At 71.3% G+C, this 20,377-nt stretch carries 19 protein-coding genes and 3 pseudogenes; 6 read left to right on the forward strand and 16 right to left on the reverse strand.

Annotated features, from left to right (window positions below):
* Positions 1-16: 16 nt before the first annotated feature.
* Positions 17-928 (forward strand): serine/threonine-protein kinase, encoded by a 912-nt coding sequence (locus ACWDBB_RS03220; RefSeq protein ID WP_449787977.1) that lies wholly within the window; start codon positions 17-19, stop codon positions 926-928.
* 265 nt (positions 929-1,193) lie between these two features.
* Here the strand turns inward: ACWDBB_RS03220 and ACWDBB_RS03225 are convergent, their stop codons facing one another.
* Entirely contained in the window at positions 1,194-2,402 is a 1,209-nt protein-coding gene (locus ACWDBB_RS03225) for a hypothetical protein (protein WP_449787978.1), read from the reverse strand.
* A 68-nt stretch (positions 2,403-2,470) separates the two neighbouring features.
* A complete protein-coding gene (locus ACWDBB_RS03230) occupies positions 2,471-2,785 on the reverse strand; it encodes a hypothetical protein (RefSeq protein WP_449787979.1) in 315 nt (104 codons plus the stop codon).
* Between the two features lie 80 nt (positions 2,786-2,865).
* On the opposite strand from ACWDBB_RS03230, the pseudogene ACWDBB_RS03235 reads away from it, so the two are divergent.
* Positions 2,866-3,052, forward strand: a pseudogene (locus tag ACWDBB_RS03235) (LLM class flavin-dependent oxidoreductase); the annotation flags it as partial.
* Positions 3,053-3,238: 186 nt separating this feature from the next.
* On the opposite strand, the gene ACWDBB_RS03240 reads toward ACWDBB_RS03235, so the two are convergent.
* The 9 genes and pseudogenes from ACWDBB_RS03240 to ACWDBB_RS03280 all read right to left on the reverse strand — a co-directional run bounded on the left by ACWDBB_RS03240 (position 3,239) and on the right by ACWDBB_RS03280 (position 13,676).
* Complete coding sequence (locus tag ACWDBB_RS03240; RefSeq protein ID WP_449787980.1) at positions 3,239-4,126, reverse strand: LLM class flavin-dependent oxidoreductase; 888 nt, start codon at positions 4,124-4,126, stop codon at positions 3,239-3,241.
* A 49-nt stretch (positions 4,127-4,175) separates the two neighbouring features.
* On the reverse strand, positions 4,176-5,126 hold the full coding sequence (locus ACWDBB_RS03245) for a hypothetical protein (RefSeq protein WP_449787981.1): 951 nt from the start codon (positions 5,124-5,126) through the stop codon (positions 4,176-4,178).
* Between the two features lie 227 nt (positions 5,127-5,353).
* Positions 5,354-6,511: a hypothetical protein gene (locus ACWDBB_RS03250; protein ID WP_449787982.1), complete on the reverse strand. Its 1,158-nt coding sequence runs from the start codon at positions 6,509-6,511 to the stop codon at positions 5,354-5,356.
* The gene (locus ACWDBB_RS03255) at positions 6,495-7,331 is read right to left on the reverse strand and encodes a thiopeptide-type bacteriocin biosynthesis protein (RefSeq protein ID WP_449787983.1); all 837 of its coding nucleotides are present in this window, start codon (positions 7,329-7,331) and stop codon (positions 6,495-6,497) included. The genes ACWDBB_RS03250 and ACWDBB_RS03255 overlap by 17 nt, the downstream gene beginning before the upstream one ends.
* 17 nt (positions 7,332-7,348) lie before the next feature.
* Positions 7,349-8,596, reverse strand: coding sequence for a lanthionine synthetase C family protein (locus ACWDBB_RS03260; RefSeq protein WP_449787984.1), 1,248 nt, complete (start codon positions 8,594-8,596; stop codon positions 7,349-7,351).
* Positions 8,593-11,487: a lantibiotic dehydratase gene (locus ACWDBB_RS03265; protein ID WP_449787985.1), complete on the reverse strand. Its 2,895-nt coding sequence runs from the start codon at positions 11,485-11,487 to the stop codon at positions 8,593-8,595. The genes ACWDBB_RS03260 and ACWDBB_RS03265 overlap by 4 nt, the downstream gene beginning before the upstream one ends.
* Before the next feature lie 73 nt (positions 11,488-11,560).
* Complete coding sequence (locus ACWDBB_RS03270; RefSeq protein ID WP_402414273.1) at positions 11,561-11,743, reverse strand: FxLD family lanthipeptide; 183 nt, start codon at positions 11,741-11,743, stop codon at positions 11,561-11,563.
* Positions 11,744-11,921: 178 nt separating this feature from the next.
* Positions 11,922-13,010 (reverse strand): annotated as a pseudogene (gene fxlM, locus ACWDBB_RS03275) (methyltransferase, FxLD system); the annotation flags it as partial.
* Positions 13,011-13,172: 162 nt separating this feature from the next.
* On the reverse strand, positions 13,173-13,676 hold the full coding sequence (locus ACWDBB_RS03280) for an ATP-binding protein (protein ID WP_449787986.1): 504 nt from the start codon (positions 13,674-13,676) through the stop codon (positions 13,173-13,175).
* Positions 13,677-13,876: 200 nt separating this feature from the next.
* Between ACWDBB_RS03280 and ACWDBB_RS03285 the strand changes: the two genes are divergently transcribed.
* The gene (locus tag ACWDBB_RS03285; protein WP_402414266.1) at positions 13,877-14,764 is read left to right on the forward strand and encodes a helix-turn-helix domain-containing protein; all 888 of its coding nucleotides are present in this window, start codon (positions 13,877-13,879) and stop codon (positions 14,762-14,764) included.
* The gene (locus ACWDBB_RS03290) at positions 14,745-14,966 is read left to right on the forward strand and encodes a DUF397 domain-containing protein (protein ID WP_402414264.1); all 222 of its coding nucleotides are present in this window, start codon (positions 14,745-14,747) and stop codon (positions 14,964-14,966) included. The genes ACWDBB_RS03285 and ACWDBB_RS03290 overlap by 20 nt, the downstream gene beginning before the upstream one ends.
* A 52-nt stretch (positions 14,967-15,018) precedes the next feature.
* Here ACWDBB_RS03290 and ACWDBB_RS03295 read toward each other — a convergent pair whose 3' ends face one another.
* A complete protein-coding gene (locus ACWDBB_RS03295; protein ID WP_449787987.1) occupies positions 15,019-15,540 on the reverse strand; it encodes a hypothetical protein in 522 nt (173 codons plus the stop codon).
* 28 nt (positions 15,541-15,568) lie between these two features.
* Between ACWDBB_RS03295 and ACWDBB_RS03300 the strand changes: the two are divergent.
* A pseudogene (locus tag ACWDBB_RS03300) lies at positions 15,569-15,772 on the forward strand (LLM class flavin-dependent oxidoreductase); the annotation flags it as partial.
* 91 nt (positions 15,773-15,863) lie between these two features.
* Positions 15,864-16,469 carry a hypothetical protein gene (locus ACWDBB_RS03305; RefSeq protein ID WP_449787988.1) on the forward strand — a complete coding sequence of 202 codons (606 nt, stop codon included), beginning with the start codon at positions 15,864-15,866 and terminating at the stop codon, positions 16,467-16,469.
* A gap of 58 nt (positions 16,470-16,527) precedes the next feature.
* On the opposite strand, the gene ACWDBB_RS03310 is transcribed toward ACWDBB_RS03305, so the two are convergent.
* Genes ACWDBB_RS03310 through ACWDBB_RS03325 form a run of 4 tightly spaced genes read right to left on the reverse strand, consistent with a single transcriptional unit; the run spans position 16,528 to position 20,375 of the window.
* Positions 16,528-17,055, reverse strand: coding sequence for a hypothetical protein (locus ACWDBB_RS03310; protein WP_449787989.1), 528 nt, complete (start codon positions 17,053-17,055; stop codon positions 16,528-16,530).
* Entirely contained in the window at positions 17,052-17,642 is a 591-nt protein-coding gene (locus tag ACWDBB_RS03315; protein ID WP_449787990.1) for a hypothetical protein, read from the reverse strand. The genes ACWDBB_RS03310 and ACWDBB_RS03315 overlap by 4 nt, the downstream gene beginning before the upstream one ends.
* The gene (locus ACWDBB_RS03320; protein ID WP_449787991.1) at positions 17,639-19,921 is read right to left on the reverse strand and encodes a hypothetical protein; all 2,283 of its coding nucleotides are present in this window, start codon (positions 19,919-19,921) and stop codon (positions 17,639-17,641) included. The genes ACWDBB_RS03315 and ACWDBB_RS03320 overlap by 4 nt, the downstream gene beginning before the upstream one ends.
* 13 nt (positions 19,922-19,934) lie before the next feature.
* Positions 19,935-20,375 carry a hypothetical protein gene (locus ACWDBB_RS03325; RefSeq protein ID WP_449787992.1) on the reverse strand — a complete coding sequence of 147 codons (441 nt, stop codon included), beginning with the start codon at positions 20,373-20,375 and terminating at the stop codon, positions 19,935-19,937.
* Positions 20,376-20,377: the final 2 nt, after the last annotated feature.

Consider the following 20,377-nt stretch of genomic DNA (forward strand, 5'->3'; position numbering starts at 1 on the left):
GGCAGAATGCTGCCACATGCGCAAGCTCGGCCGTTACCTCCTCCTGGAGCGGCTCGGAGCCGGCTCCTTCGCGACGGTCTGGAAGGCCTACGATCCGGAGCTCGACACCGAGGTCGCGGTGAAGGTGCTGGCCGAGAACTGGGCCGCCAACGCCGATGTGCGCGAGCGGTTCCTGGCGGAGGCGAGGCTGCTGCGCCGGATCGCCAGCCCGCGGGTGGTCCGGGTGCACGACGTCGGGGTGCAGGAGGACCGGCCCTACTTCGTCATGGACTACGTACGCGGCGGCACCCTGGCGGACCGGGTCGGGCGGTGCGACCCGCAGGAGGCGCTGCGGCTGGCCGCGGAGGCGGGCTACGCGGTCCAGGTCCTGCACGAGGCGGGCGTGGTGCACCGCGACGTCAAGCCGTCCAACCTGCTGCTCGCCGACGGCCCCGCGCCCGCCGCGGTGCTGGTGGCCGATCTGGGCAGCGCGAAGAACCTGGCCGACGCGTCCGGGCTGACGGTGACCACGGGCACGCCCGCGTACATGGCACCGGAACAGGCCTTCCAGACCGGCGGGTTCGACGGGAGGGCCGACGTGTACGCGTTGGCCGTCGTGGCCTACGAGCTGCTGACCGGGCAGAAGCCGTTCGGCCCGGGCGGACGCGCCACAGCCCTGATGGCCGACCAGCCGACCGCCTCGACGCTGCCGGCGCTCCCGGCCGGAGCGGAGATCCCGCCGAACGTCGCCCTGTTGCTACGGACCGCGATGTCCGTCGAGCCGGCGGACCGACCGCAGACCGCCCAGGCCTTCGCAGACGCGCTCCTGGCTCCGGTCCCGCAGCCCCGGCCCCCGGAAGGCCCCGGGTGGCTGACCCCGCGCGCGGTCTGTCTGGCGTCGGGCACGGTGTTCACGGCGACGACCCTGCTGAGCTGGCTGTGGCGTTGAATCCGCGTCGACGCTGACGACGGTCCACTCGTCGGGCTCACCGACCGTGCGCCGGCAGCGCACCCTCACTACTTCAGGGTCTCCTACAGTCGGCACGCCCGCCAGGAGTTCACTCGAACGGGGACGCGCCAGAGACAGGAGCTCCGCCGGTCATTCCCGAGGCGGTCAGGGGAGATCTGCCGAAAGCACAGGCGATCACCGAGCCGGCGGAGAAGGCCATGCCGAACACGGGGCGCTACTGATCCTCGAAAGCCCGCGTTCGCGACTACGGATGGTCGGGTCGACGCGGTACACGCCGCGCCCTGGTGAACTTCTGCCGTCCGGTGCCAGCGGCGAGCTCGCTGAGGCGCTCGCCGATCACGGAGACGCCCGGGCGGGGCTCCTGTTCGTAATACCAGGCCTTGCGTCGGCGGAGTAGCTCCTCACCGTGCTCGCTCCAGGTGAATCCGGGCTTCCGCAGCAACTTCCGGAACACCGCGTCGACCGTCTCCGGGTGGGCGTCGGCCAAGCGGTGGATCGGCAGTGGCGCGATCGACTCCTCGCGCAAGTACATGCGCAGCACGTCCTGGTAATGCCTGCGGCCCGCGAGGGCCCGATCGGCGAAGAGGTCCCGCAGCATCCCGTAGTCCGGGTAGAAGTTGAGCCCGTCGACTTCGTCGTAGATGACGCCGACTGTGTCCGATTCCGCGAGTCCTCGCGGTAGTGCGAAGGCTGGGAAGTCCAGGCCGGGCAGCCGCCTGCCCCGGGCCCGGTCGGGATGCTCGGCGACGGCGGCTTCCTGCCGGTGCCGGTAGTAGGCGTTGAGCCGGTCCTCGACTTCGGCAGGGGGAAGGACCAGTTCGTCGCTGCCGCAGAACTCGATGAACGCGGCCCGGTCCTCCCGCATCGATTCCCATCCCTGCTCGATCTTCTCGGGGTTGCGGAAGACCAACGATGGGTGACTGGTGGCCAGTTGGAGTGCGGCCCGGGCGATCTCGGTGGCGCTGGACTTCGGGTAGGACGACATCATTCCGGAGATCAGCCACGCCCCGTCGACCGAATGGACGGGCACCAGGCAGGTGTGCAGGAATCCCCCCTTGGACACTCCGCGGAAGGCCGCCCGCCCGACGTTCGAGTACGTGCGGTACTCGAGGTCGTCGATCAGGTTCAGCAGGACGACGGCCTCCCCGTCCTTGCGCCGGATCTCGAAGAGGCCCTCGACCGGGTCACGCCAGCCGAGCAACATCTCCCGATCCGCCTCGGTCAAGCCCCGTCGTCCGGCGACGAACCGGTCCACCACGGTCGAACCGTCCGGCAGGCGGTACCGCAGGATGAAGTCGTCGATGATCCGGATCGCATGGCCTTCCTCCAACTGCCGCTGGAGCCCGGCGGCCTCCTGGAGGAGGGGCGTCAACCACCGGTCGAAGCGCGCGCTCTGGGCGAAGGCGACGAGTTCACCCTTCAGTTCGGAGCTTCGCTCGATCAGGTCTCGCAACGACGCCTCATCCTCGTTCCGTACCACGACAGCCATGCAGGCCCTCTCGATCTTGAAGGTTCCGACGCTCACTGCGCCCAGTAGTAGCGGTACGCCTCGACCCATTCCGCTCCGTCCGGCGCCGGGTCCGGCAACGGAAGGTCCAGGAGCCCGATCGCCTGCCGGAACTTGCCGCGGGTGCACAGGGCGACGATCCTTCCGTCCGGTGAGAGGTCGATGCCGCGTACGGTCACCTCGACGCCCAGCGCCGAGGTGCTGAACGGCACCGCCAGGTTCTCCTCGACGGCGGTGAACAGAGCCGACCGTTCCTCGTGCTCGTCGTAGGTGTCGACCGTCGCTTCCTCGACCAGCGCGGCCAGTTCTCGCCTGCTCAACGTGCCCATGGCGCCACGCTAGCGGACCTGCTCGTGCCGACTTGTGGGCGGTTCGAAGTCCCGCCGATCCGCCCGCGTATCGTCACCGCGTGCGCTTGAGTGCCGTTATCCTGCCCATCCACCGGTGGGGCGAGGGCAGAAGATCTGGCGACGGGCCGAGGAGCTCGTCTTCCACACGCGTACACCTACGACCACCTGAGCCGGCGTTCCTTCCAGGACGAGCCGTGGTTCGGCTCGCTGCCGACGCTGACGGCGGCGGCCTGGACCTCCGAGCAGAACGCGGACCTCCTCGCCAAGTGGGCTGAGTCGCCAGTCGGTGCGACGCTCGACGGAACGGATCTCGTGGTCACTCGGGGACGTGACGGCTGAGTCGACACCTGTCCGCCAGTGGCCGATCGGCCACTGGCGGACAGATTGCTCCGCGTGGGTCGGCGGCGCGAACCACGGGGAGCGGGGTCTGGCTCAGCCGAGTTGGGCGAGGCCCTCGGTGGCGATCCTCTCGAAGACGGCGAGGTTGTTGGCGAAGATCGAGTCCGGGACGGGCCAGTGGATCACCAACTCGGTGATCCCCAGCTGCCGGTACGTGCCCGCCCAGTCGACGAAGGCGTCCACCGACTCCAGCGGCTTCTCCGCCGTCGAGCCCTGGAGCAGCATCTTCTCCAGCGTCGCGACGTCCCGGCCCTTCGCCTCGCAGGCCGCCGCCAGCTTCTCGATCTGCGCGGCGATCACCCCGGGCGCCTGCTCCACCGGTACGTCCGCGGGCCCCTTCGGGTCCCCGTATGTCACCCAGCCCTGTCCGTACTCGGCGGCCAGCCGCATCCCGCGCGGCCCGGCGGCCGCGACGTAGAACGGCACCCGCGGGGCCTGCACGCAGCCGGGGATGTTCCGCGCCTCGACGGCCGAGTAGTGCGTTCCCTCACGCGTGGTGGCGTCGTTCCTCAGCAGCTCGTCCAGCAGCGGCAGGAACTCCCCGAACCGGTCGGCCCGCTCCTTCGGCGACCACGCCTCCTGCCCCATCGCCGTCGCGTCGAAGCCCGTCCCACCGGCCCCGATCCCCAGCGTGACCCGCCCGCCGGACACGTCGTCCAGCGTGATCAGCTCCTTCGCCAGCGTCACGGGGTGGCGAAAGTTCGGCGACGTTACGAGGGTGCCCAGGCGGAGCCGCTCGGTGGCCGTGGCCGCTGCGGTCAGCGTCGGAATCGATCCGAACCACGGCTCGTCCCGGAACGACCGCCAGGAGAGGTGGTCGTAGGTGTAGGCGGCGTGGAAGCCGAGTTCCTCGGCCCGTCGCCAGATCTTCTGTCCCTCGGCCCATCGGTGAATGGGAAGGATCACGGTACTCAGACGCATGTCACCGACCCTAGTCGGACGCGCTGGCGGTGCGCCGGGCACGTGTGCGTCAGGTAGCGACGTGTGCACGCCCCCGTCCGGTCATCGCGGAGCGCAGGGCAGCTCGGACACGTGCGGCACCTGCGGTCGCTACGTCCGCTCCCCCGCCGACCGTGATGGTTCGGGCTGTGAGGCCCGCACAGGGGCGGCAGATGCCGGTCTGGGGTATCGGGTCGTGGCACTTGGCGCATTCGGCGTACCGGGCCGCTGCGGGCCGTACGGCGGGCTGGACGGGTGGCATCTTGTGCTCCAGGCGGTAGCGGAGCACCGCGACCGCCGAGTGCATCGGGACGGGCAACCCGGGCAGCAGGGCCTGGGCGAGGTCGGCTTGGGTCGCGCCGCGCTCCAGCCACTGGGCGACGAGGGGTGCGAGTTCCTCGGCTTCGGCTTGGCCGACCCGCAGGCGCGGCTCGGGGCGGATCACCCGGAAGAGCGTGGCGACCGCCTCGCTGACCTGCTCGTCCGGGACCGCCGGGGGCTCCCGATCGACGTCCTTGTTGGGGTACTCCTCCCGCCCTTCCACCCTCGCCTGCGGCTCGGCAGCATCGACCGGCTCTTCGGCCTGCTCGGCGGGGAGGGAGGTTCCTTTGTGCCGGTCCTTTATAAGGGCGTCAGCACCGCCGGTGGTCGCTTCACCGGAGACCGGACGGGTGACACCCGGCAGCGCCAGCTGCGGGGTGTCGTAGACGTGGGTCTCGGTGATGATCGTGCCGTCCGGCATGCGGATCTTCTCGACCCGGTAGTACCCGGCGACGGTCAGCTCCTTCAGGGCCTTGCGGATCGCGCTGCGGCCCTGCGGGCTGGTGTCGGCCATGTGCCGACCGTCCTCGCGCCAGCCGTCGGGGCGGGAGAGGAGGTCCGCGAGCAGGCCGCGGGCCGTGTAGGACAGCTGCCGGTACTGCAGCATGCAGTTGGGCAGCACGGTGAAGTTACGTACGTGTTCGGTACGATGGACGCGCATCGGGAGTTGCTTCTCCTGGTGCCGGACCCCGGGATGTTTGCCGCATCGCCGGGGTCGCCTATTTTCTGTTGGACCACGGAACGTACCACAACGACCAGGTACACAAGCCGTGTTGACGCCAGCGGCCTTGATCACATTCATGGTCTGTCGTTTTTCGATGGAGCCGTGCTCGGTGGCCGTCGTGGGTTGCGCGTGGATGTCGGGTGGCCGAGCCGCTCTGGCCACTCTCATGGTCGCTGAGCGTGGATACCTCCGGGCCCCGGGGCGCACTGGCCGGTAGAAACCTGCCGGCCGACGCTGCGGCGGATGACGCGATCACTGGTGTGGAGCGCGGCCGTGAGGTGGTAGCCCAGGTCGGTGGGGAGCGTCCCGGCTCCGAGGGAGCAGGCGCGGAGGAGAGCCCGGCAGTCCTGCGTCTGCCGGTCGGTGGCCAAGGCGGTGAACAGCGGGTGGGCAAGGGCTTCCCGAGCCGCATAGCCGTCGGTGGCCTTCATCGTCCGGCGGTGCAGCTCCGTGACAACCTGGCGTGCGATCGGGTCGTTGTCCGAAGCGGCCACGTCCAGGAGGACGAGCCCCAGTCTCGTGTCGAAAAGGGCCATTCCGTCTTCGTCGGGGCGTTCGAGGTAGGTGGCCGCCAGGCCCTGCAGGGCGCGGCGCCAGGGCTGGCCCGACACGCGGCGACACAGTAGGACCAGGCACTCTGCGACGGCTTCCTCCCATGGCTCTTCGGGGGTAGCCTCGGCCAGGAGCGTGCTGGCGTGGAGGCGGTTTCCGCTGGTGAGGGCCGCGAGGACGGCGACCTGTCGGCCGTCGAGCATGCGTTGTCCGATGCCGTGGTGCGTCTGGACGTGGGTGAGTGCTTCCGCCCAGCGGCCGACTGCGGTCAGGGCGCGGGTGCCGTCCGCGAGTACGACGGTCCACAACCACGCGCGGACGGTGTGGCGGTCGGCCGCGTCTGCGACGAGGTCTGCGGGGACGGCGATTCCCTCGACCTCGGTGGGGGCGGCGCTGGAGACGGCGTCGAACAGCGCCAGGAGGTGCTGGCGGCCTTGATCGGCTTGGCCGGCGCGGAGTTGGAGGCGCGCGAGGTTGACGAGGGGTTCGAGGGCTCGGATCGCAGCGCTGGCGGGCAGCGGGGCGGCATGCAGGTAGGCAGCGGCGTGTCGGCGGCACATCGCGCGGGCAGTAGCGGCGTCACCGATGTCGGAGGCGACCAAGGCAGCTCGATTGAAGACGGTCGAGGCGGTGCTCGGATCGCCCTGCTCGGCTGCGGCGTTTGCGAGTTGGATCAGGGCCTGGACACGTTGGAGCAGGGGGAGGCAGGCCGGTCGCGGACGGGCGAGGAGGGGAAAGCGCTGGGCGATGGTGTCAGGGAGTCTCCACACGGTCTGCGGCGCTCCTCTCGGGCTCGGTGGTGGGGTCCGGGCCGAAGATGACGGTCTTGGCTGCGGCGGTGAGCGCGGCCTGGGCCGCGTAGGGCAGGCCGATCCGGTTCCAGGCGAAGATCACGTGGTGGGCCAGGACGTCGCGCAGACCGCGGTGGAGCTGCCCGGTGGCTTGGAGCTCGGCCACCTCCTCCCCGGCGTCGATGTAGGCGCGCGCCCACCCGGCGGCGCCGGCGAGCGGCCCATTTGGTCGCAGAGCGTAGTGCGGGTCCACCGAGAGCAGGCGGTGAACAGCGGTCTGCAGCTGGTCGTGGCCGCCCGCTGCGGTGCCGGCGGGCTGGGCACGGTGGGCGGCGACTCGGGCCCACACGTCGCCCTGCTCGTACCAGTCCAGCCCGGCGGAGCGCAGCATGAGGTTGCAGAGGAGGAGGGAGGTCTCGCGGCGGTGGGTGGCGGCCCGGCTCGCCAGAAAGTCGGTGAGGCCGCAGCTGTCGCGGTGGAAGAGCCGGTGTGCGATGTCCATGGCTTCGGTGCCGCCGAAGGCGTGGACCTCGGGCTCGTAGACACTCTGCGTCCAGCCCGTGATGCGCCTGTCGGCCGTCATCTGGTCGAGCCCGTGTGCGACGTGGTCGCGCCCGTCTGCGCCGGGCCGGTAGCGCACGCGCCAGCAGGGCCTCTTGCGGATGACGAACCACGCGGTGATGGCACCTTCGTTCTCGGCGATGCGAAGGAGCGGGGCAAGGTGGTCCGGGGCGGTGGTTTCGGCGGATTCCCAGTCGCGGAAGGTGACGTCGGCCTGGCGCCAAGGGAGTTGGTCCATGCGTGTGCCTCCGGGGTTCATGCGAGGGCGAGGAAGGTGTCCCAGTGGGGTGCGGGCGTACTGCCCATGCCGAGGGTGTGCAGGGCGAGCACCACCCCGGCGGCTCCGTCGAGGAGTTCCGGATCGTGGCAGTTCCGGTGGAGCGCGGTGACCAGGCGGTCGGCCAGGTGCGGCAGTTCCGCGGCGATGGCCCGGTTCCCGGTGGTGGTGGCCATCCGCCAGGAGGAGTGCAGCAGGCCGGCCGTGCCGTGGCACAAGCCGATCTCGGGGAGCTTGGCCAGCTGCAGTGGGTCACGCAAAGCCGCGAGGACCGCGTTCTCGGCGTCGCTCACGCGCTTCGGGTCGCCGAGTGCGAGCCCGGCCAGCTGTTGTGCGCGGGCGGTTCCGCTGACGCCGTAGCACCAGGACGGCCGGGGGCGAAGCGCCAGGTCAAGGTGGTTGTCCACTGTCTGCTCGATGGCGAGCTGGCCCGGCCACCAGGGGCCCGTCTCGCCGCCTTGGCGCCAGTGGTCGGTCCAGGAGCAGATCCGCTCGACCGCGTCGGCCGTGCCGGGCACGGTCAGGCCGTGGAGCAGTGCCTTGGACAGCACGGCCAGGGTGGAGCTGATGCCGTGGGCGGTGCCGAAGTTGCCGTGGCCGCCGGGGTAGTCGGAGTGGGGTATGCCGGTCGGGGCTACGTCCATCCACCAAGGTGGCAGCCCGCTCGGGTCGGGCATCGGCCGGGTCAGGCGGACGAGGTAGGCGAGCACGTCTCGGGTGATCTCGTGGTCGGGGTGTCGGCTGAGGTGGTAGGCGCCCAGCCCGGAGAGGCCCTGGATCAGGTCGAACTCTTCCATGGGGGGCCGCTGGGCGTGGTCGATTCGATGGTGGGCTGCGGCCAGGCGATTGCGGGTGACCGCCACAGTCGCTGCGTCCAGGCGTTCCAGGACACGCTGGTACCGGCTCGATGCGCTTGCCGCGAGGGACGTGATGAAGGCAAGTGCCGGCGCGCCGAAGTACAGGCTGGCGTTGGCCGCCGCGCTGATGTCGCCGTCAAGGGCGGCGAGGATCCAGGTGTGCGCAGTGTCCCAGTCTCCGTGGCCGGTGCGGGCGCGCTCGATGTGCAGCAGGGCGATGCCCGCGGCCCCTCCGGCCAGCGATTGCGGCCAGGACCGGCCGCCGTCTGGCCGGCCGAGCGGCCACACGGTGCTCGGGTCGGCCAGCGACCGGGCGAGCCGGTCGGCTGCCGCCAGCGCGGTGGAAGCGACCGAAGCTGTCGTGGTCACGGTGTCCTCCGTGGTTGTGCCGTCCAGCTCAGGGCGGCAGCCCTGGCCAGGTGCAAGTGCCTTCGTTCCTCGGCCAGGTCCGGCCCGCGCATCCGGGTCTGGTGGAGGTGAAGCAGGTCAGGCAGCAGGTCCTCGGGGCGCGTGTCCCCAGCCAGGAGCGCGCGCCGGTAGGCGGTCACTGCTTCGCGTCGCGCGGACCAGGCCGTGGCGACCTGTTCACCCAGGGCCGTCTGCCGGCTGTTCACCAGGTCGACGGCTTGGCGGTAGACGGCGCGGTCCGGGGCGATGGGGCTGGTGCGGGTGTACTCGATGAGCCAGTGCATCGCTGCGGCGCTGTCACCGAGCAGGCCCGTGGCGATGTCGACCATGCTCGCGGCGGTCACCGCACCCGCGTCGACCGTGCCTACGGCGGCGAGTTGGGCGACAACGGCGATGGAGTCGGCGGCGAAGAACCGCTCAGCTGCCTCGATCGCGGCGGAGCCGCCGAACCGCGCGGTCTCCGGGAGGTAGGTCTCCACGCTGGCATGGGTGATCAGGCTCAGGCGGCGCAGGTGCCGGGCCCACTCGCCGAGGGACTCGAAGACGATGCCGAGCGCCCCGGGCTCACAGACCAGGCGGAGGCGGAGGTGGTCGCCGGAGTTGTGGTAGCGGACGAACCACCAACGGGGGGAGCCCAGTTCGTCCAGCAGGGCTGGCAGGTGCCGCGTCAGGATCGGATCCTGACGCTCGCGGTGCCCGTGCAAATGAAGCTGGATGCGGTTGTCGCACCCGGGCAGGTGGCCGTGCTCCCGGCTCACGACGTGGCCTCGCGTTCGGACCGGGGCTTTGTTCTGGTCGACAGCCAGGGGGATGACCACTTCGTGCGCCCGCCCGCCGGTCCAGCCCAGGTCTTCGGGTTCGGGAGCGGGGTGCAGCACTACCGTGCCGTTGCGCTCCACGTGCGCGCGCAGCACGGCCCGGTGCGAGGACTCGGCGAGGTCCAGGGCGATGCGCTGGTCGGCTTCGCTCAGGTACACCCGCTCAGGCAGGTGTACGTCACGGCGCCACCGGGTCAGAGCCTCGTCCCACTGCGGCCACGATGCCTGCGTGGCAAGGAAGTTGTCGCGGGTGAGGAGCCAGCGGGCCGGGGACAGGATCGTGCGCCGGTAGCGGAGGGCGGGCAGGAACGGCAGATGGGAGGCGGCGGTGCCCCACAGGAACCCGGTACAGGGGACGGCCAGCGCGACGGGCGCCTCCGCCAGGAAATGGGCCAGTGGATGGGAGTGGTGGCCCAGGTCCACGGCGTTGAGGAGCAAAGTGTGCACCGGCCGGTTGCGGGAGAGCGAGACCAGGTGCAGTCGTTCGGCATCGGCGGTGACCGCAAGGTCCGTCACGGGAACCAGATTGGCCCCCGGGCGGTGGTAGTCGCCAAGCGAGATGACCAGATCGGCTGCCTGCGGGGCGCGGGCGACGTTCTCGGCGCGGGCGGACAGCGGCGGGGAGCTGATCTGTGCGAGGAGCGCGCCCTGGTGTACTGCGGGCAGATCTGCGTATGCCTTGGTCATGCGGTCGCGGTCGGCGTCGTCCAGCAGGCTCAGGAAGCGGCCGGCAGTGGCGCCGGCCGAGCGCGCCACCCCGACGACGTGCAGAGTGAACTCGCCGCCCTGGACGGCAGGAAGGCTGGTTGCGTGGATGCGCACCGTCAGTTCGGTGCTCGGCTGCACCGGGTGGTCGGGGTGTGCGGTGGCGAGCTCCTCCAGCGCGGCGTAGTCGAGCTCGACCTCCAGGCGGCGCTGCATGCCTGCGGCGTGGGCGAGTTTGATGAGTCGGCCGTCGCGCTCGGGCAGCGGGGAGGGCGTCGGCGCGGTGGTGGCGCCGAGGAAGCCGGGCGGGTACCCGAGTGCGTCGATGGCGTCCAGAACGGGGACGGTCGCCTGCGGCCCGTACCGCTCCAGGAAGCGGCCGTGCCATTCGGCCCAGCCGGTCAGGGCCGCTCGGGGAGCGAGGCGGGTAAGCGCCCGCGCCGCCGCAGCCGCCTCGGCGGCCACCACCTCGGGGATGGTCAACTCCCAGTCCACCCGCAGGTCGACCACGCGCCTGGGCGTCTGACGTATCTCGTCCGCCTCGCCGGGAGCGAGGTGCGGCAGGTGGCTGTAGAGGGCAGCGAGGGGGTCGGCGACCGTCATCGCGGGGCGCAGGCTGGTTACCAGGATCCGCTGCTCGACCAGGCCCGAGATGAGCTTGTCAATCGCGGCGGACGGCGCGTTCGGGAAGGCGGCGGCCAGTTTCGTGGCGAGGTCGCTCTGCCGGATCGGCGTTCGTGCGCTCTTGAGTGCTTCGCGGACCGGCGCGGTCAGGCGCACGCGCACGTGCTGTGGTCCCACCTCGGCGGTTCCGCTCGGGCGGTGCTCGATCACCACGTGACCGTCGCGCTCCACGGCGAGGGTGGAGATGGTCAGCATCAGGTGGGCCCTCAGCATCGGATGCTGTTCGAACCGGTCGATCAGGGCCGTGCTGCACGCCGAATCGGCTCTGGCGGTGGCGTGGTGCTCGGTGCCCACGCGCAGTGTGGTCGTGGTGTCGATGCGCGCGGGGGCGATGCCGGCGAACAAGCCGAACGGGGTGGCGCGGGTGCGGGCGCGCAGCAGGTAGCGCAGAATCGCGAGCACCGTCCGCCGAACGTCGGCGGTCGGGACCGGTCGATCGGTGCAGATCTGCTCCACCCGGCGCGCGAGGTCCGCGCTGGCAGCCGTGACGGCGACCGCGAAGTTCGGGATCTTCCACACCTGTTGCAGCCACGCCCGCCACGATGCCGTGTCCGCTCGCTCGCTGACGAGGTCCGGCCAGGGCATCTGGTGATCGAGGTGCCAGGCGGCTGCTCGAACCAGTGCCGCGTCGATGTGGCGATACATGAGCCCCCTCCTGTCGCCGTGCGGTGCCCGGCCGCGCTCGGGGCGCGGCCGGGCACCTCGATGGACTGCCCGATTACGGGCAGCTGACGCACGCGGTCGCGCACGTCGAGTTGCAGCCGTCGTTCGTCAGGCGGATGAGCTGGTCCGCGGCGGGGCCGCCCTCGACGATGGTGATGTCGAGGTCGAAGCCGCTCAGGTCGTGCTGCTCGTCGGCCGCCTGCGAGGGCGCGATGGGGCCCTCCAACTGCACGGTCATGCATGCCTCCTTGGCAGATCGGTTGATGGCGCACCCGGGCCCCGGGTCGGGGCCCGGGAGTCTCAGTGCCAGGTCGCCGTGACGACACCGTGGCGTCGCAGGACGGCGTTGCCGGGCAGGGGGCGGGCGCGGGGCCGGGCAGGTAGCGGAACGTCGCAGCCCCCCGGCGGCGGTGGTCACGAGCCCAGCGGCGAAGCAGCGTGACGTACTCGTCGGCGAGCGCTTCGGCGCCGGGCCCGTGGGCGACCACTCCGCTCTCGAAGCCGCCGGTGTCCGCGTTCTCGCGGCGGGTGCGGTAGGCGAAGCTGTCCTCGCTCACCAGGGCGGGCACCCCGAACAGCGCGGACGCCTCCACCAGGCCGCGCTCCACCACGTCGTTGGCGGCGTGCAGGCGGGCCGGGCTCGACAGGTTGATGGTGAGGTAGAGCTCCAGCTCGTCGGGCAGGTCGTACGCCTCCCCGGACCAGCGCTCCAGGCGGGGCGTGTCCAGCGCGCGGTTCAGCGCCTGGGCGTCGAGCGGTACCCGCGCGTCGTCGCTCTGCACGGCGACGCCCTCGCGCAGCATCACCTTGCGTTCCTCGGCGACCCCTTCGCCCTGCATGGGCACGAACCGGGCCAGGCTGTAGGAGCGGCTGACCAGGCCGGTGCCGTCGCGGTCGAAGGCGATCGAGCGGGTCGTGCCGCAGACCGTCAGCGGGACGACGAGGCGCCCGGCCGGCGTCAGGCCGTCGATCCACGGCGGGGGGATGTCCCAGGCTGCCGCGGTCACGATGATCACGTCGTAGGGGGCGCCCTCGGGGACTCGGCCCTCGCCGTCCGCGAGGACCGTACGCACCTGCGGGTATCCGGCGTCGTCCAGGCACCGCCGGGCCTGGTCGATCACGTCGCGGTCGATGTCGACGGTGGTGACCTCGCCCTGCTTGCCGACGAGTTCCTGCAGGTAGGCGGCGTTGACGCCGCCGGAGCCGACTTCCAGCGCCTTCATGCCGGGCTCGACGCCGGCCTGCTCCAACATCACAGCCTGCAGGTGGGCTGCAGACATGACGCTGAGCTCCAGGCCGTTCTCATCCTTCTTGACCGGTACGGTGCGGTGCAGGTCGTAGGCGATCTCCACCGGCGCGTCCGGCGCGAACAGGTGACGGGGCACCGCGGCGAAGGCGGCGGCGACCGGCTCGCTCCTGATGCCGTCCTGGTCGCGCAGCGCGCGGACCATGTCCGCTCGCAGCACGTCGGGGTCGCGGACCGGCGAGTCGTCAATGGAAGTCATCCGATTACCTGTTTCTGTCGGAAGGGGTGCGTGCGGCGCCGACTCGGCGCCCGCCCGGGACGCTAGTCAGGGCTGCTCGTCGTAGTTTTCGGGATGCCGTTGGGCAGGGTGGTAGCGCGCGGTCGGTGGCCGGTTCCGGGAGCTGGTCCGGGGGATCGCGCGTCAGGCGGCGGTGGAGATCGCGCGCACGGCGCTCTGGCGAGTGTGCTCGTCCGGCGGGTAGGGCAGCAGGCACCGGATTTGCTTGCCGACCGGTGTCAGGATGGCGTCCCAGCCCGGGGCGAGCGCGGAGACGAGGAAGAGTCCGCGTCCACTCTCGGCCATCACGTCGACGAGGCCGCCAGCGGGGCGGCCGGGCAGTTCGCCCGGCTCCGGGTCGTGAACCCGGAGCCGCACCCCATCGGCGCCCGCTTCGACCTCGACAACCAGTGGAACCCCGTCCCCGTACAACCGCACCGCGTTCCCGGTCAGTTCGCTGACCAGCAGTTCCGCGTCTTCGGCCAAGCCGAGGGCGACCCCGGCGGCCACCAGTTCCGTGACCGTCAGACGCCGTATCCGCGCCAGGCTCGCCTGGCCGGCGACCAGGTGGACCGTGACACCAGACTCACGGCTCTGGACGTAGAACCCGTGCTCGCTATGCATCAGCTCGTCGGCTGCCGAGAGCATGGCTCCTCCTATCTGCGGGCTTGCGTCCGCGCAGCATCGGAACAAGTAACGCTGAGCTGGCATCACTTGACAGCCAGTTAGCGCCTGCCCTCAAGAGGATGGACCTTTCCGTGATTGGGCGCAAGATTTCTACCCAAGTTGGTGTCGCGCGGGGGCGCGAGGGGTCGTCTTGCGCGCGCGGGTAGTGCGACACTCTGGCTATGCCGAACTCGCCGCTGGTTCCCACCGTCCGACGCCGCCAGCTGGGCAAAGCCCTGCGGCGTCTGCGCAACACGGCCGGCCTCACGCTCGACGGCGCGGCCGAGGCCATGGGGTGGAAGGGCCCGAAGCTGTCGAAGATCGAGAACGCCACCCAATCGATCCGTCCCGCGGAGCTGTCCGCCCTGCTGACGGTCTACGGCGTGAGCGACCCCGAGGTGTTCACCGCGCTGGAGAGCTTGGCCAAGGACGCCGGCAAGCGCGGCTGGTGGCAGACGTACAGCGGAGTGCTGTCACCCGCATACGCGGACTACATCTCGCTGGAGTCGGACGCGGAGAGCATCCGGATCTACTCGCCCGGCCTGGTCCCCGGGCTTCTGCAGACCGCGGCCTACGCGCGCGAAACGATCGCGGTGAACGCGATGACCCGCACCCCTGACGAAGTCACTGCCCTGGCTGAGGTCCGACAGGCGCGTCAGGCGGTTCTCAGCCGTACCGGCCGCCCGCCGCTGGAGCTGTGGGCGATCATCCCCGAAGCGGTTCTCCACCAGAGGTTCGCGGTGAGGCCGGCCATCATGCGCGAGCAGTTGCGACGGCTCCTGGACGCTGCCGAACTGCCCAACGTGACGGTCCAGATCATGCCGTTGAATGCCACGCTCCACCCCGGCACCATCGGCGGCTTCAACCTGATCAGTTTCCCAGGTCCGCTGCCCGATGTCGTGCAGTTGGAGAACCTCCTGGGCTCGTCCTACGTTGAGGACGCCGCCGGCGTGAAGCTCCACGCCGCAGCCTACGAGCGGATCCTGGCGGCCGCCCTCCCGCCGGATGACTCGCTGGCACTGATCGCACGCATGGAAGAAGGAACCGCACGTGAACGCACCAAAGGCTGATCTCTACGCCTACGACCTCACCGGCGCCGTCTGGCGCAAGTCCTCCGCCAGCGGAGGAGAGGGCGAGTGCCTTGAGGTCACCGACCTGCCCGGTGGGGGCCGGGCCGTCCGCGACTCCAAGAACCCCGACCGCGCGCCTTTGTGCTTCACCGCCCGCGAGTGGGAAGCCGCCAGGGCAGGCATCCTCGCCGGCGAACTCTGATCCACCCGCAGTCTTCGCCGGCCGCGGGGCGCTCCCCGGCGACCGGGGTGGGTCAGTTGTGCTGGTGTGCCATCTTGTGCGGGGCTTCGAGCACGATGAGGTGGCCGGAGAGGGCGCGTGCGTCAGGGGCGAGTCCGTCGAGGACGTCGGTGGCATAGGCGTTGTCGGGGCAGCGGGCGAGGTTGCGCAGAGAGGTCCAGTTGTCGGCGATGGTGGCCAGGTACTGCTGGTCGCGGCTGATGGCGGCATTTCGCTGGGTGAGATAGTCCTCGGCGCGCTGGTGGGCCTGGTGCCAGTCGAGGTCGCCGTGGTCGGCGAGCCCTGCGAGGGCCGGTCCCGGGTCGCGGTCGGCTCGGCGGATCGCGTCGATCTCCTCGACCCTTGCGCGCAGCCGCTGCTCTTCGAGCCGCTTGCCGAGGGCGGCGCTTGCGGCGTCGCGGGTCAGGCGGCCCTCGGTGACCTGGGCGGCGAGGTCGGGGGCGTGCCGGAGCAGGTGGTCGTGCTGGGCCTGGATGGCGTCGGCCTCGGCCTTGCGCCGACGCATCGTGTCGTGAGCGGCGTCGAGGCCGAGCACGCCGAGTCGGACCTGTTCGGCGAGGTCGGAGGGGGAGAAGGTGCTGCTCCAGGGCTCGACGGCGGAGAAGCCGCTGCAGTCGGTGGACGCCTTCGTCGACTGGGCGGGCACCTACCGGGAGCTGGGCGTCACCGAGCTGGTGATCCACTGGCCGATCCCCGGCTCGATCTTCGAGAACGACCTCGCGGTCTTCGAGCGGATCGCCACCGAGGGGCTGGCCCAGCTGGGCTGAGCGCTGCCGTCGGGGGCGGTGTCGGGCCGGGGCGCTAGTCTGTCCGCCGCACGGTGCAACTGATCATGCGTCACAACGGGGGTTCTTCGTCATGCCTTCTTCCAGCTCCGGGAAACTGCTCGCCACCGCCCTGGTCGCCGCCGCGGCGTTCGGACTGGCCGCCTGCGGCCCGGACAACTCGGACCAGGGCGCGGCAGGCGGGTCGACCGCGGTGACCACCGCCCCGGCCACCACGGCCCCGACCGGCGCCGGCTCCGCCCCGGCGGCGAGCGGCAAGCCCGCCCCGACGGGAAAGCCCGCGCAGGGCGCGAAGCCCTCCGACGAGCCGGAGGGCTTCTGCACCCACGAGCCGCTGCCCGCCGGGCAGAAGTGGGTGTACCCGGTGAAGGGCACCAACGCGACGACCCTGGTCTACAAGGAGACCAAGGACGCCTGCGGCGTGAACGACGTCGTCTTCGAGCCGGTGGGCGCGGACAAGAGCGCCCCGATCGCGCCCACCGCCAAGGGCCACCTGAGCTCGGTGCTGGCCCCGCCGAAGGACGTCGCCGTGGCCGACCTGGTGAAGCACGTCAACGAGTGCCTCGCCGATCCGACCAACGTCAAGGGCTCCTACCCCTGCTCGGGCGTCGGCGACTACAAGGTGGCGCTCGACGCCTCCGGCAAGGTCACCGAGCTGTGGGAGCGCGCCCACAGCTGACACGAGCTGTGGGCGCGCGCCCACAGCTGACGCGGCGCCAGGGGCGCTGCCGGGTGGCTCACATCACCTGGAGCCGCTCGGCGCCACCCGCGCAGCCGAGCTGCTTCCCGGCGGCGCGCTCGGCGAAGCCACCGGCGATCCTGCCCATCCGCTCCCGGCCCGGCCCGTCCGCGACGGCCTTGCCGTCCTTGCCGGTGAGCGTGACGACGGCCCGGTAGCCCGTGCGCTTGCCGTCCAGCGTGCATTCGAAGTCGACCGCCCCGGCGCTGTCGCCGCCGGGCAGCACGACGCCGAACGACGCTTCGGCGGTCAGCAGCCGTCCGTCCTCGCCGTTGACCGAGCACCGTACGGAGGCCGGGTTGGTCTCGTCCGCCGTCCGGTAGTCCGTCCGCACGTAGACCCGGGGCGCGCCGCCCAGCACCCTGGCGACGTCCGGGTCGTCGAGCAGGCCCCGGCACTCGCCGTGCGACAGGGTGACGGCCGGAGGCCGGTAGGACGTGTGGTCGAGGTACAGGTGCCAGCCGAGCAGGCCGCCGCCGAGCAGCAGCGCGGCCCCGCCGGCGGTCAGGGCCCGGGGGTGCCTCATGAGCACTGTTCCTTCCTCGTCTCCACCAGCGCGGCCCGGGCGAGCTGTTCGAGGTCGGCCCGGACGCCGTCGGCGGAGCCGCCGGGGTTGCGGACGGCCTCCCCGGCGACGATCTCCAGCTCGAAGTAGTCGTACCGGTCGTGCTTCCCGGTCAGGCAGCCCGCGGCCGCGGCGGCGCCGCCCGGCCACGAGGCGCCGAGGCCGGCGACCTCGAAGGTGCGCGCGTCCGGCCGCTTGGCGGCCTCGGTGCCCAGGGCGAGCTCGCCCCGGCGGCCGACCGACGTCAGGGTGAGCACGGTGCGCCCGTCGATCCGGATGACGCAGGTCCGCGGGTCGTCGCCGACGACGGACTTCGTCCGCTCCTCGGAGTCCTGGTCGCCGTCCGGCAGCAGCCGCCCGAGCGGGGTGTCGGGGCCGGTGGGCAGGTGGCAGAGCTGGGCCGACCGGCCGGCGGACTCGGCCGGGCGGTGGCCCTGCCAGTCCCGGTAGCCGACGAAGCCGGCGGCCGCCACCGCCACGACCAGCACGGCGGGCAGCAGCAGCGGATCGTGCAGGCGCCCGGCCCACCGGCCAGGGAGCCTGCTCACGCGTCGCCCTTCGCGTTGGTGCTGCTGTTGTTCGCCGTCCCGCGCGCCATGCCCTGGAGCGCGCTGTCCCGGGCGCTGTTGGCGAGCCGGTCGAGGTCCTGGCGGGAGATCCCGGTGCCGTCGCCGGCGTCCCGGACCGCCTGGTCGGCCCCCTTGGCCACCCGGCCCTCGGCGTCGGCGGTGTGGTCGCGGCTCTCCTGGCGGCCGTCCTCGGTGGTGTCGTGCTTGTTGGCCTCGATCACGCTGTCGGCGATCTCGTCGACCAGTGCGCCGGCGATCTCGCCGCCGAGCGGGATCTTTTCGGTCACGGTGCCGATGACGGCGTTGAAGGCGTCCTTGCCGTAGCCGACGTTCTTCTCCAGCGCGTCGTTGAACTCCTTGTCGGAGACGGCGTGCTGGTTCTGCACCTCGTCGATCCGGGCCTGGTTGAGGTAGCCGCTGACGACGCCGCCGGACTCCGCGTTGTGCTTGATGTCCGACTCCAGCCGGGCGAAGTCGGTCTCCCCGCTGTCCAGGTGGCCGCGGATGAGCGCGGTGGTGTACGCCTGGTTGGCGTTCGCCACCGCGCCGTAGGCGTCCGGGTCGCGCCCGAGGGCGTCGAGCAGGCCGGCCACGGACGAGGCGTTGAGGGTGGCCGGGGAGCCGTTGACCGGCAGGTCGTGCCCGTGGGAGAGCGAGTTCTGCACGTCCCCGATGTACTCGGCGGTCATGTGCCCGAGGCTGCCGCGCATCGCGGCGAGCTTGCCGTCGCCCTTGATGTCGTCCAGCGCGCCGTCGCCGCCGTGCCGGCCGAAGGTGTCCACGACCCGGTTCATCAGGTCGGCCTGCTCGGAGGTGTGCTTGGCCGGCGGGACCGGGCCCGGCTCGTCGTACGGGTGGCCGGTGGTGGCGGCCTCCAGGGCGCGGCCGAAGGCGGCCGGGCCGGCCTGCTTGCTCGCGTCCCACACCTTGGAGTCCCGCGAGGTGGTGTCCGGGATCCAGTCCTTGTCGTGGGAGTAGTAGGTGAAGTAGTCGGCGGGCTTGGGCTTGCCGCCCTGGTTCACCGTGCCGTCCTGGTTGTACGCGGTCGGCTGCTCGGTGAAGAACTTGGTGGCCGCCTCCGGGCTGTGCGCGAGCGCCTCCAGGACGGCCGTGGTGGGGCGGAAGCCGGAGCCGGCCTCGTCGCCGCCGGTCAGGTTGAAGCCGTGGATCTTGGAACCGGGCATCGGGGCCGGCCAGTACCGGTCCTGGGTGTCCAGCTGGGTGACGTGCTCGGCGATCGGGTTGATGAAGTGGGCGTCGTAGTTCCCGTTCATCAGGATGCCGGAGAGCACCTGGTAGCCGTACGGCACGTAGTCCAGGCCGGAGGCCCGGTACGGCTTGTCCCAGACCGGCTGGGAGCCGGCCTTGCGCAGGGCGGCGGCCCACTCGTCGGACAGGTGCGGCTCGTTGGTGGTGCGGGTGGCGGTGGCCAGGCTGAGCCCGAGGTTCTTCTGGAGCTGCTCGTAGGCCTTCCAGCGCGGGTCCTTGGCGTCCCAGGGGTGCGCCGGGTCGCCGACCATGCCGTTCCAGGACTTGATCAGGCCGTCCGGGCCGAGGTCCTGGTAGAACTTGGTGGCGAACTTCGGGTCGTTGCCATGCGAGGCCAACAGCGAGTTCAGCTCGGTGAGTTCGGGCTCGGTGATGTCCCCGCCCCGGGCAGCGAGCTGGGCGGCGCGCTTGCCGTCCGCCTCGGGGCCACCGCCGATGGCCTTGCCGTTGAAGGACTTCTGCTGGTCGGTCATGCTGTCGGCGCGCAGCGCGTAGGCGATCCGCTCGTCGGCGGCGGTGGCCTCGGCGACGGCGGCGTCGATCTCCTTGCGGGCGGCTTCGGCCTTGTCGCCCCATTCCCGCTGGTAGTCCCGCATGGCCTCGTAGTCGTGGCGGGTGGCGTTGTCGGCCGGGGGCCAGCTCACGGTGCCGTTGTCGGTGACGGTCAGGCCGGCCGTCCGGGCGGCCGTGACGGCCTTGTCCAGCTTGGCCTTGGCGGCCTTGAACTCGGTCGACGCCTCCGTGAAGATCGAGGCGAAGGCGTTCGCCTCGGTGACGGCGGCGGTCAGCTGCTCGTTGGTGCGCTGCAGGCCGGGGCGGGCCTGGTCGGCCGAAGGGCCGCTCCAGCAGGCGGAATTGACCTTGGCTATCACCGTGCTGTCCCAGTCGCTGTCCAGTGACTGGAGCTTCACGGCCACGGTGGTCCAGGCGGAGGCGGCGGAGTCCAGCACGCCGAAGTCGGCGGTGTTGAGTTCGTGGAAGTCGACCATGGCGGTACTCCTCTCAGCCGGTGAAGCCGGCCTGGGTGGCCGACTCGTTCTGGCGGTAGTTGCTGGCGGTGGCGCGCAGCGCCTGGGTGGTCTGTCCGATGGTGCCGCCGAGCGCGGCGACGCACTGGTCCCAGGTGCCGGCGGCGCCCGCCGCGGCCTGTCCGGTGCTCCAGTTGGCGAGTGAGGTGGAGACCTTGGCGGTGGCCTCGTCGGCGCCCCGGCCGTCGGTGTTGAGGCGGGCGTGGATCTGGTCGGAGTTGTTCCCGGCGGTGGCGAGCGCGTCGGGGTCGGCGCTGAAGCCTCCGCCCCCGCCTCCTCCTCCGCCCGCCGCCGCGGCCGAGTTGAGCTGGGTGCGGGCCGTCTCCTGGGCACGGGCCTGGGCGGTCAGGTTCCCGTCGGCGTCGTAGGCCCAAGGGTTCATCATCCGGTCGAACGCGGTCGCCCGATCAGACATGT

It is taken from the genome of Kitasatospora sp. NPDC001095, assembly GCF_053598615.1.

Bases quoted from the DNA above. Each gene is read 5' to 3' on its own strand.
- ACWDBB_RS03220 (WP_449787977.1), top strand. From the start codon at position 17: ATGCGCAAGCTCGGCCGTTACCTCCTCCTGGAGCGGCTCGGAGCCGGC.
- ACWDBB_RS03230 (WP_449787979.1), bottom strand. From the start codon at position 2,785: ATGGGCACGTTGAGCAGGCGAGAACTGGCCGCGCTGGTCGAGGAAGCG.
- ACWDBB_RS03240 (WP_449787980.1), bottom strand. From the start codon at position 4,126: ATGCGTCTGAGTACCGTGATCCTTCCCATTCACCGATGGGCCGAGGGA.
- ACWDBB_RS03245 (WP_449787981.1), bottom strand. From the start codon at position 5,126: ATGCGCGTCCATCGTACCGAACACGTACGTAACTTCACCGTGCTGCCC.
- ACWDBB_RS03255 (WP_449787983.1), bottom strand. From the start codon at position 7,331: ATGGACCAACTCCCTTGGCGCCAGGCCGACGTCACCTTCCGCGACTGG.
- ACWDBB_RS03265 (WP_449787985.1), bottom strand. From the start codon at position 11,487: ATGTATCGCCACATCGACGCGGCACTGGTTCGAGCAGCCGCCTGGCAC.
- ACWDBB_RS03270 (WP_402414273.1), bottom strand. From the start codon at position 11,743: ATGACCGTGCAGTTGGAGGGCCCCATCGCGCCCTCGCAGGCGGCCGAC.
- ACWDBB_RS03280 (WP_449787986.1), bottom strand. From the start codon at position 13,676: ATGCTCTCGGCAGCCGACGAGCTGATGCATAGCGAGCACGGGTTCTAC.
- ACWDBB_RS03285 (WP_402414266.1), top strand. From the start codon at position 13,877: ATGCCGAACTCGCCGCTGGTTCCCACCGTCCGACGCCGCCAGCTGGGC.
- ACWDBB_RS03305 (WP_449787988.1), top strand. From the start codon at position 15,864: ATGCCTTCTTCCAGCTCCGGGAAACTGCTCGCCACCGCCCTGGTCGCC.
- ACWDBB_RS03310 (WP_449787989.1), bottom strand. From the start codon at position 17,055: ATGAGGCACCCCCGGGCCCTGACCGCCGGCGGGGCCGCGCTGCTGCTC.
- ACWDBB_RS03320 (WP_449787991.1), bottom strand. From the start codon at position 19,921: ATGGTCGACTTCCACGAACTCAACACCGCCGACTTCGGCGTGCTGGAC.
- ACWDBB_RS03325 (WP_449787992.1), bottom strand. From the start codon at position 20,375: ATGTCTGATCGGGCGACCGCGTTCGACCGGATGATGAACCCTTGGGCC.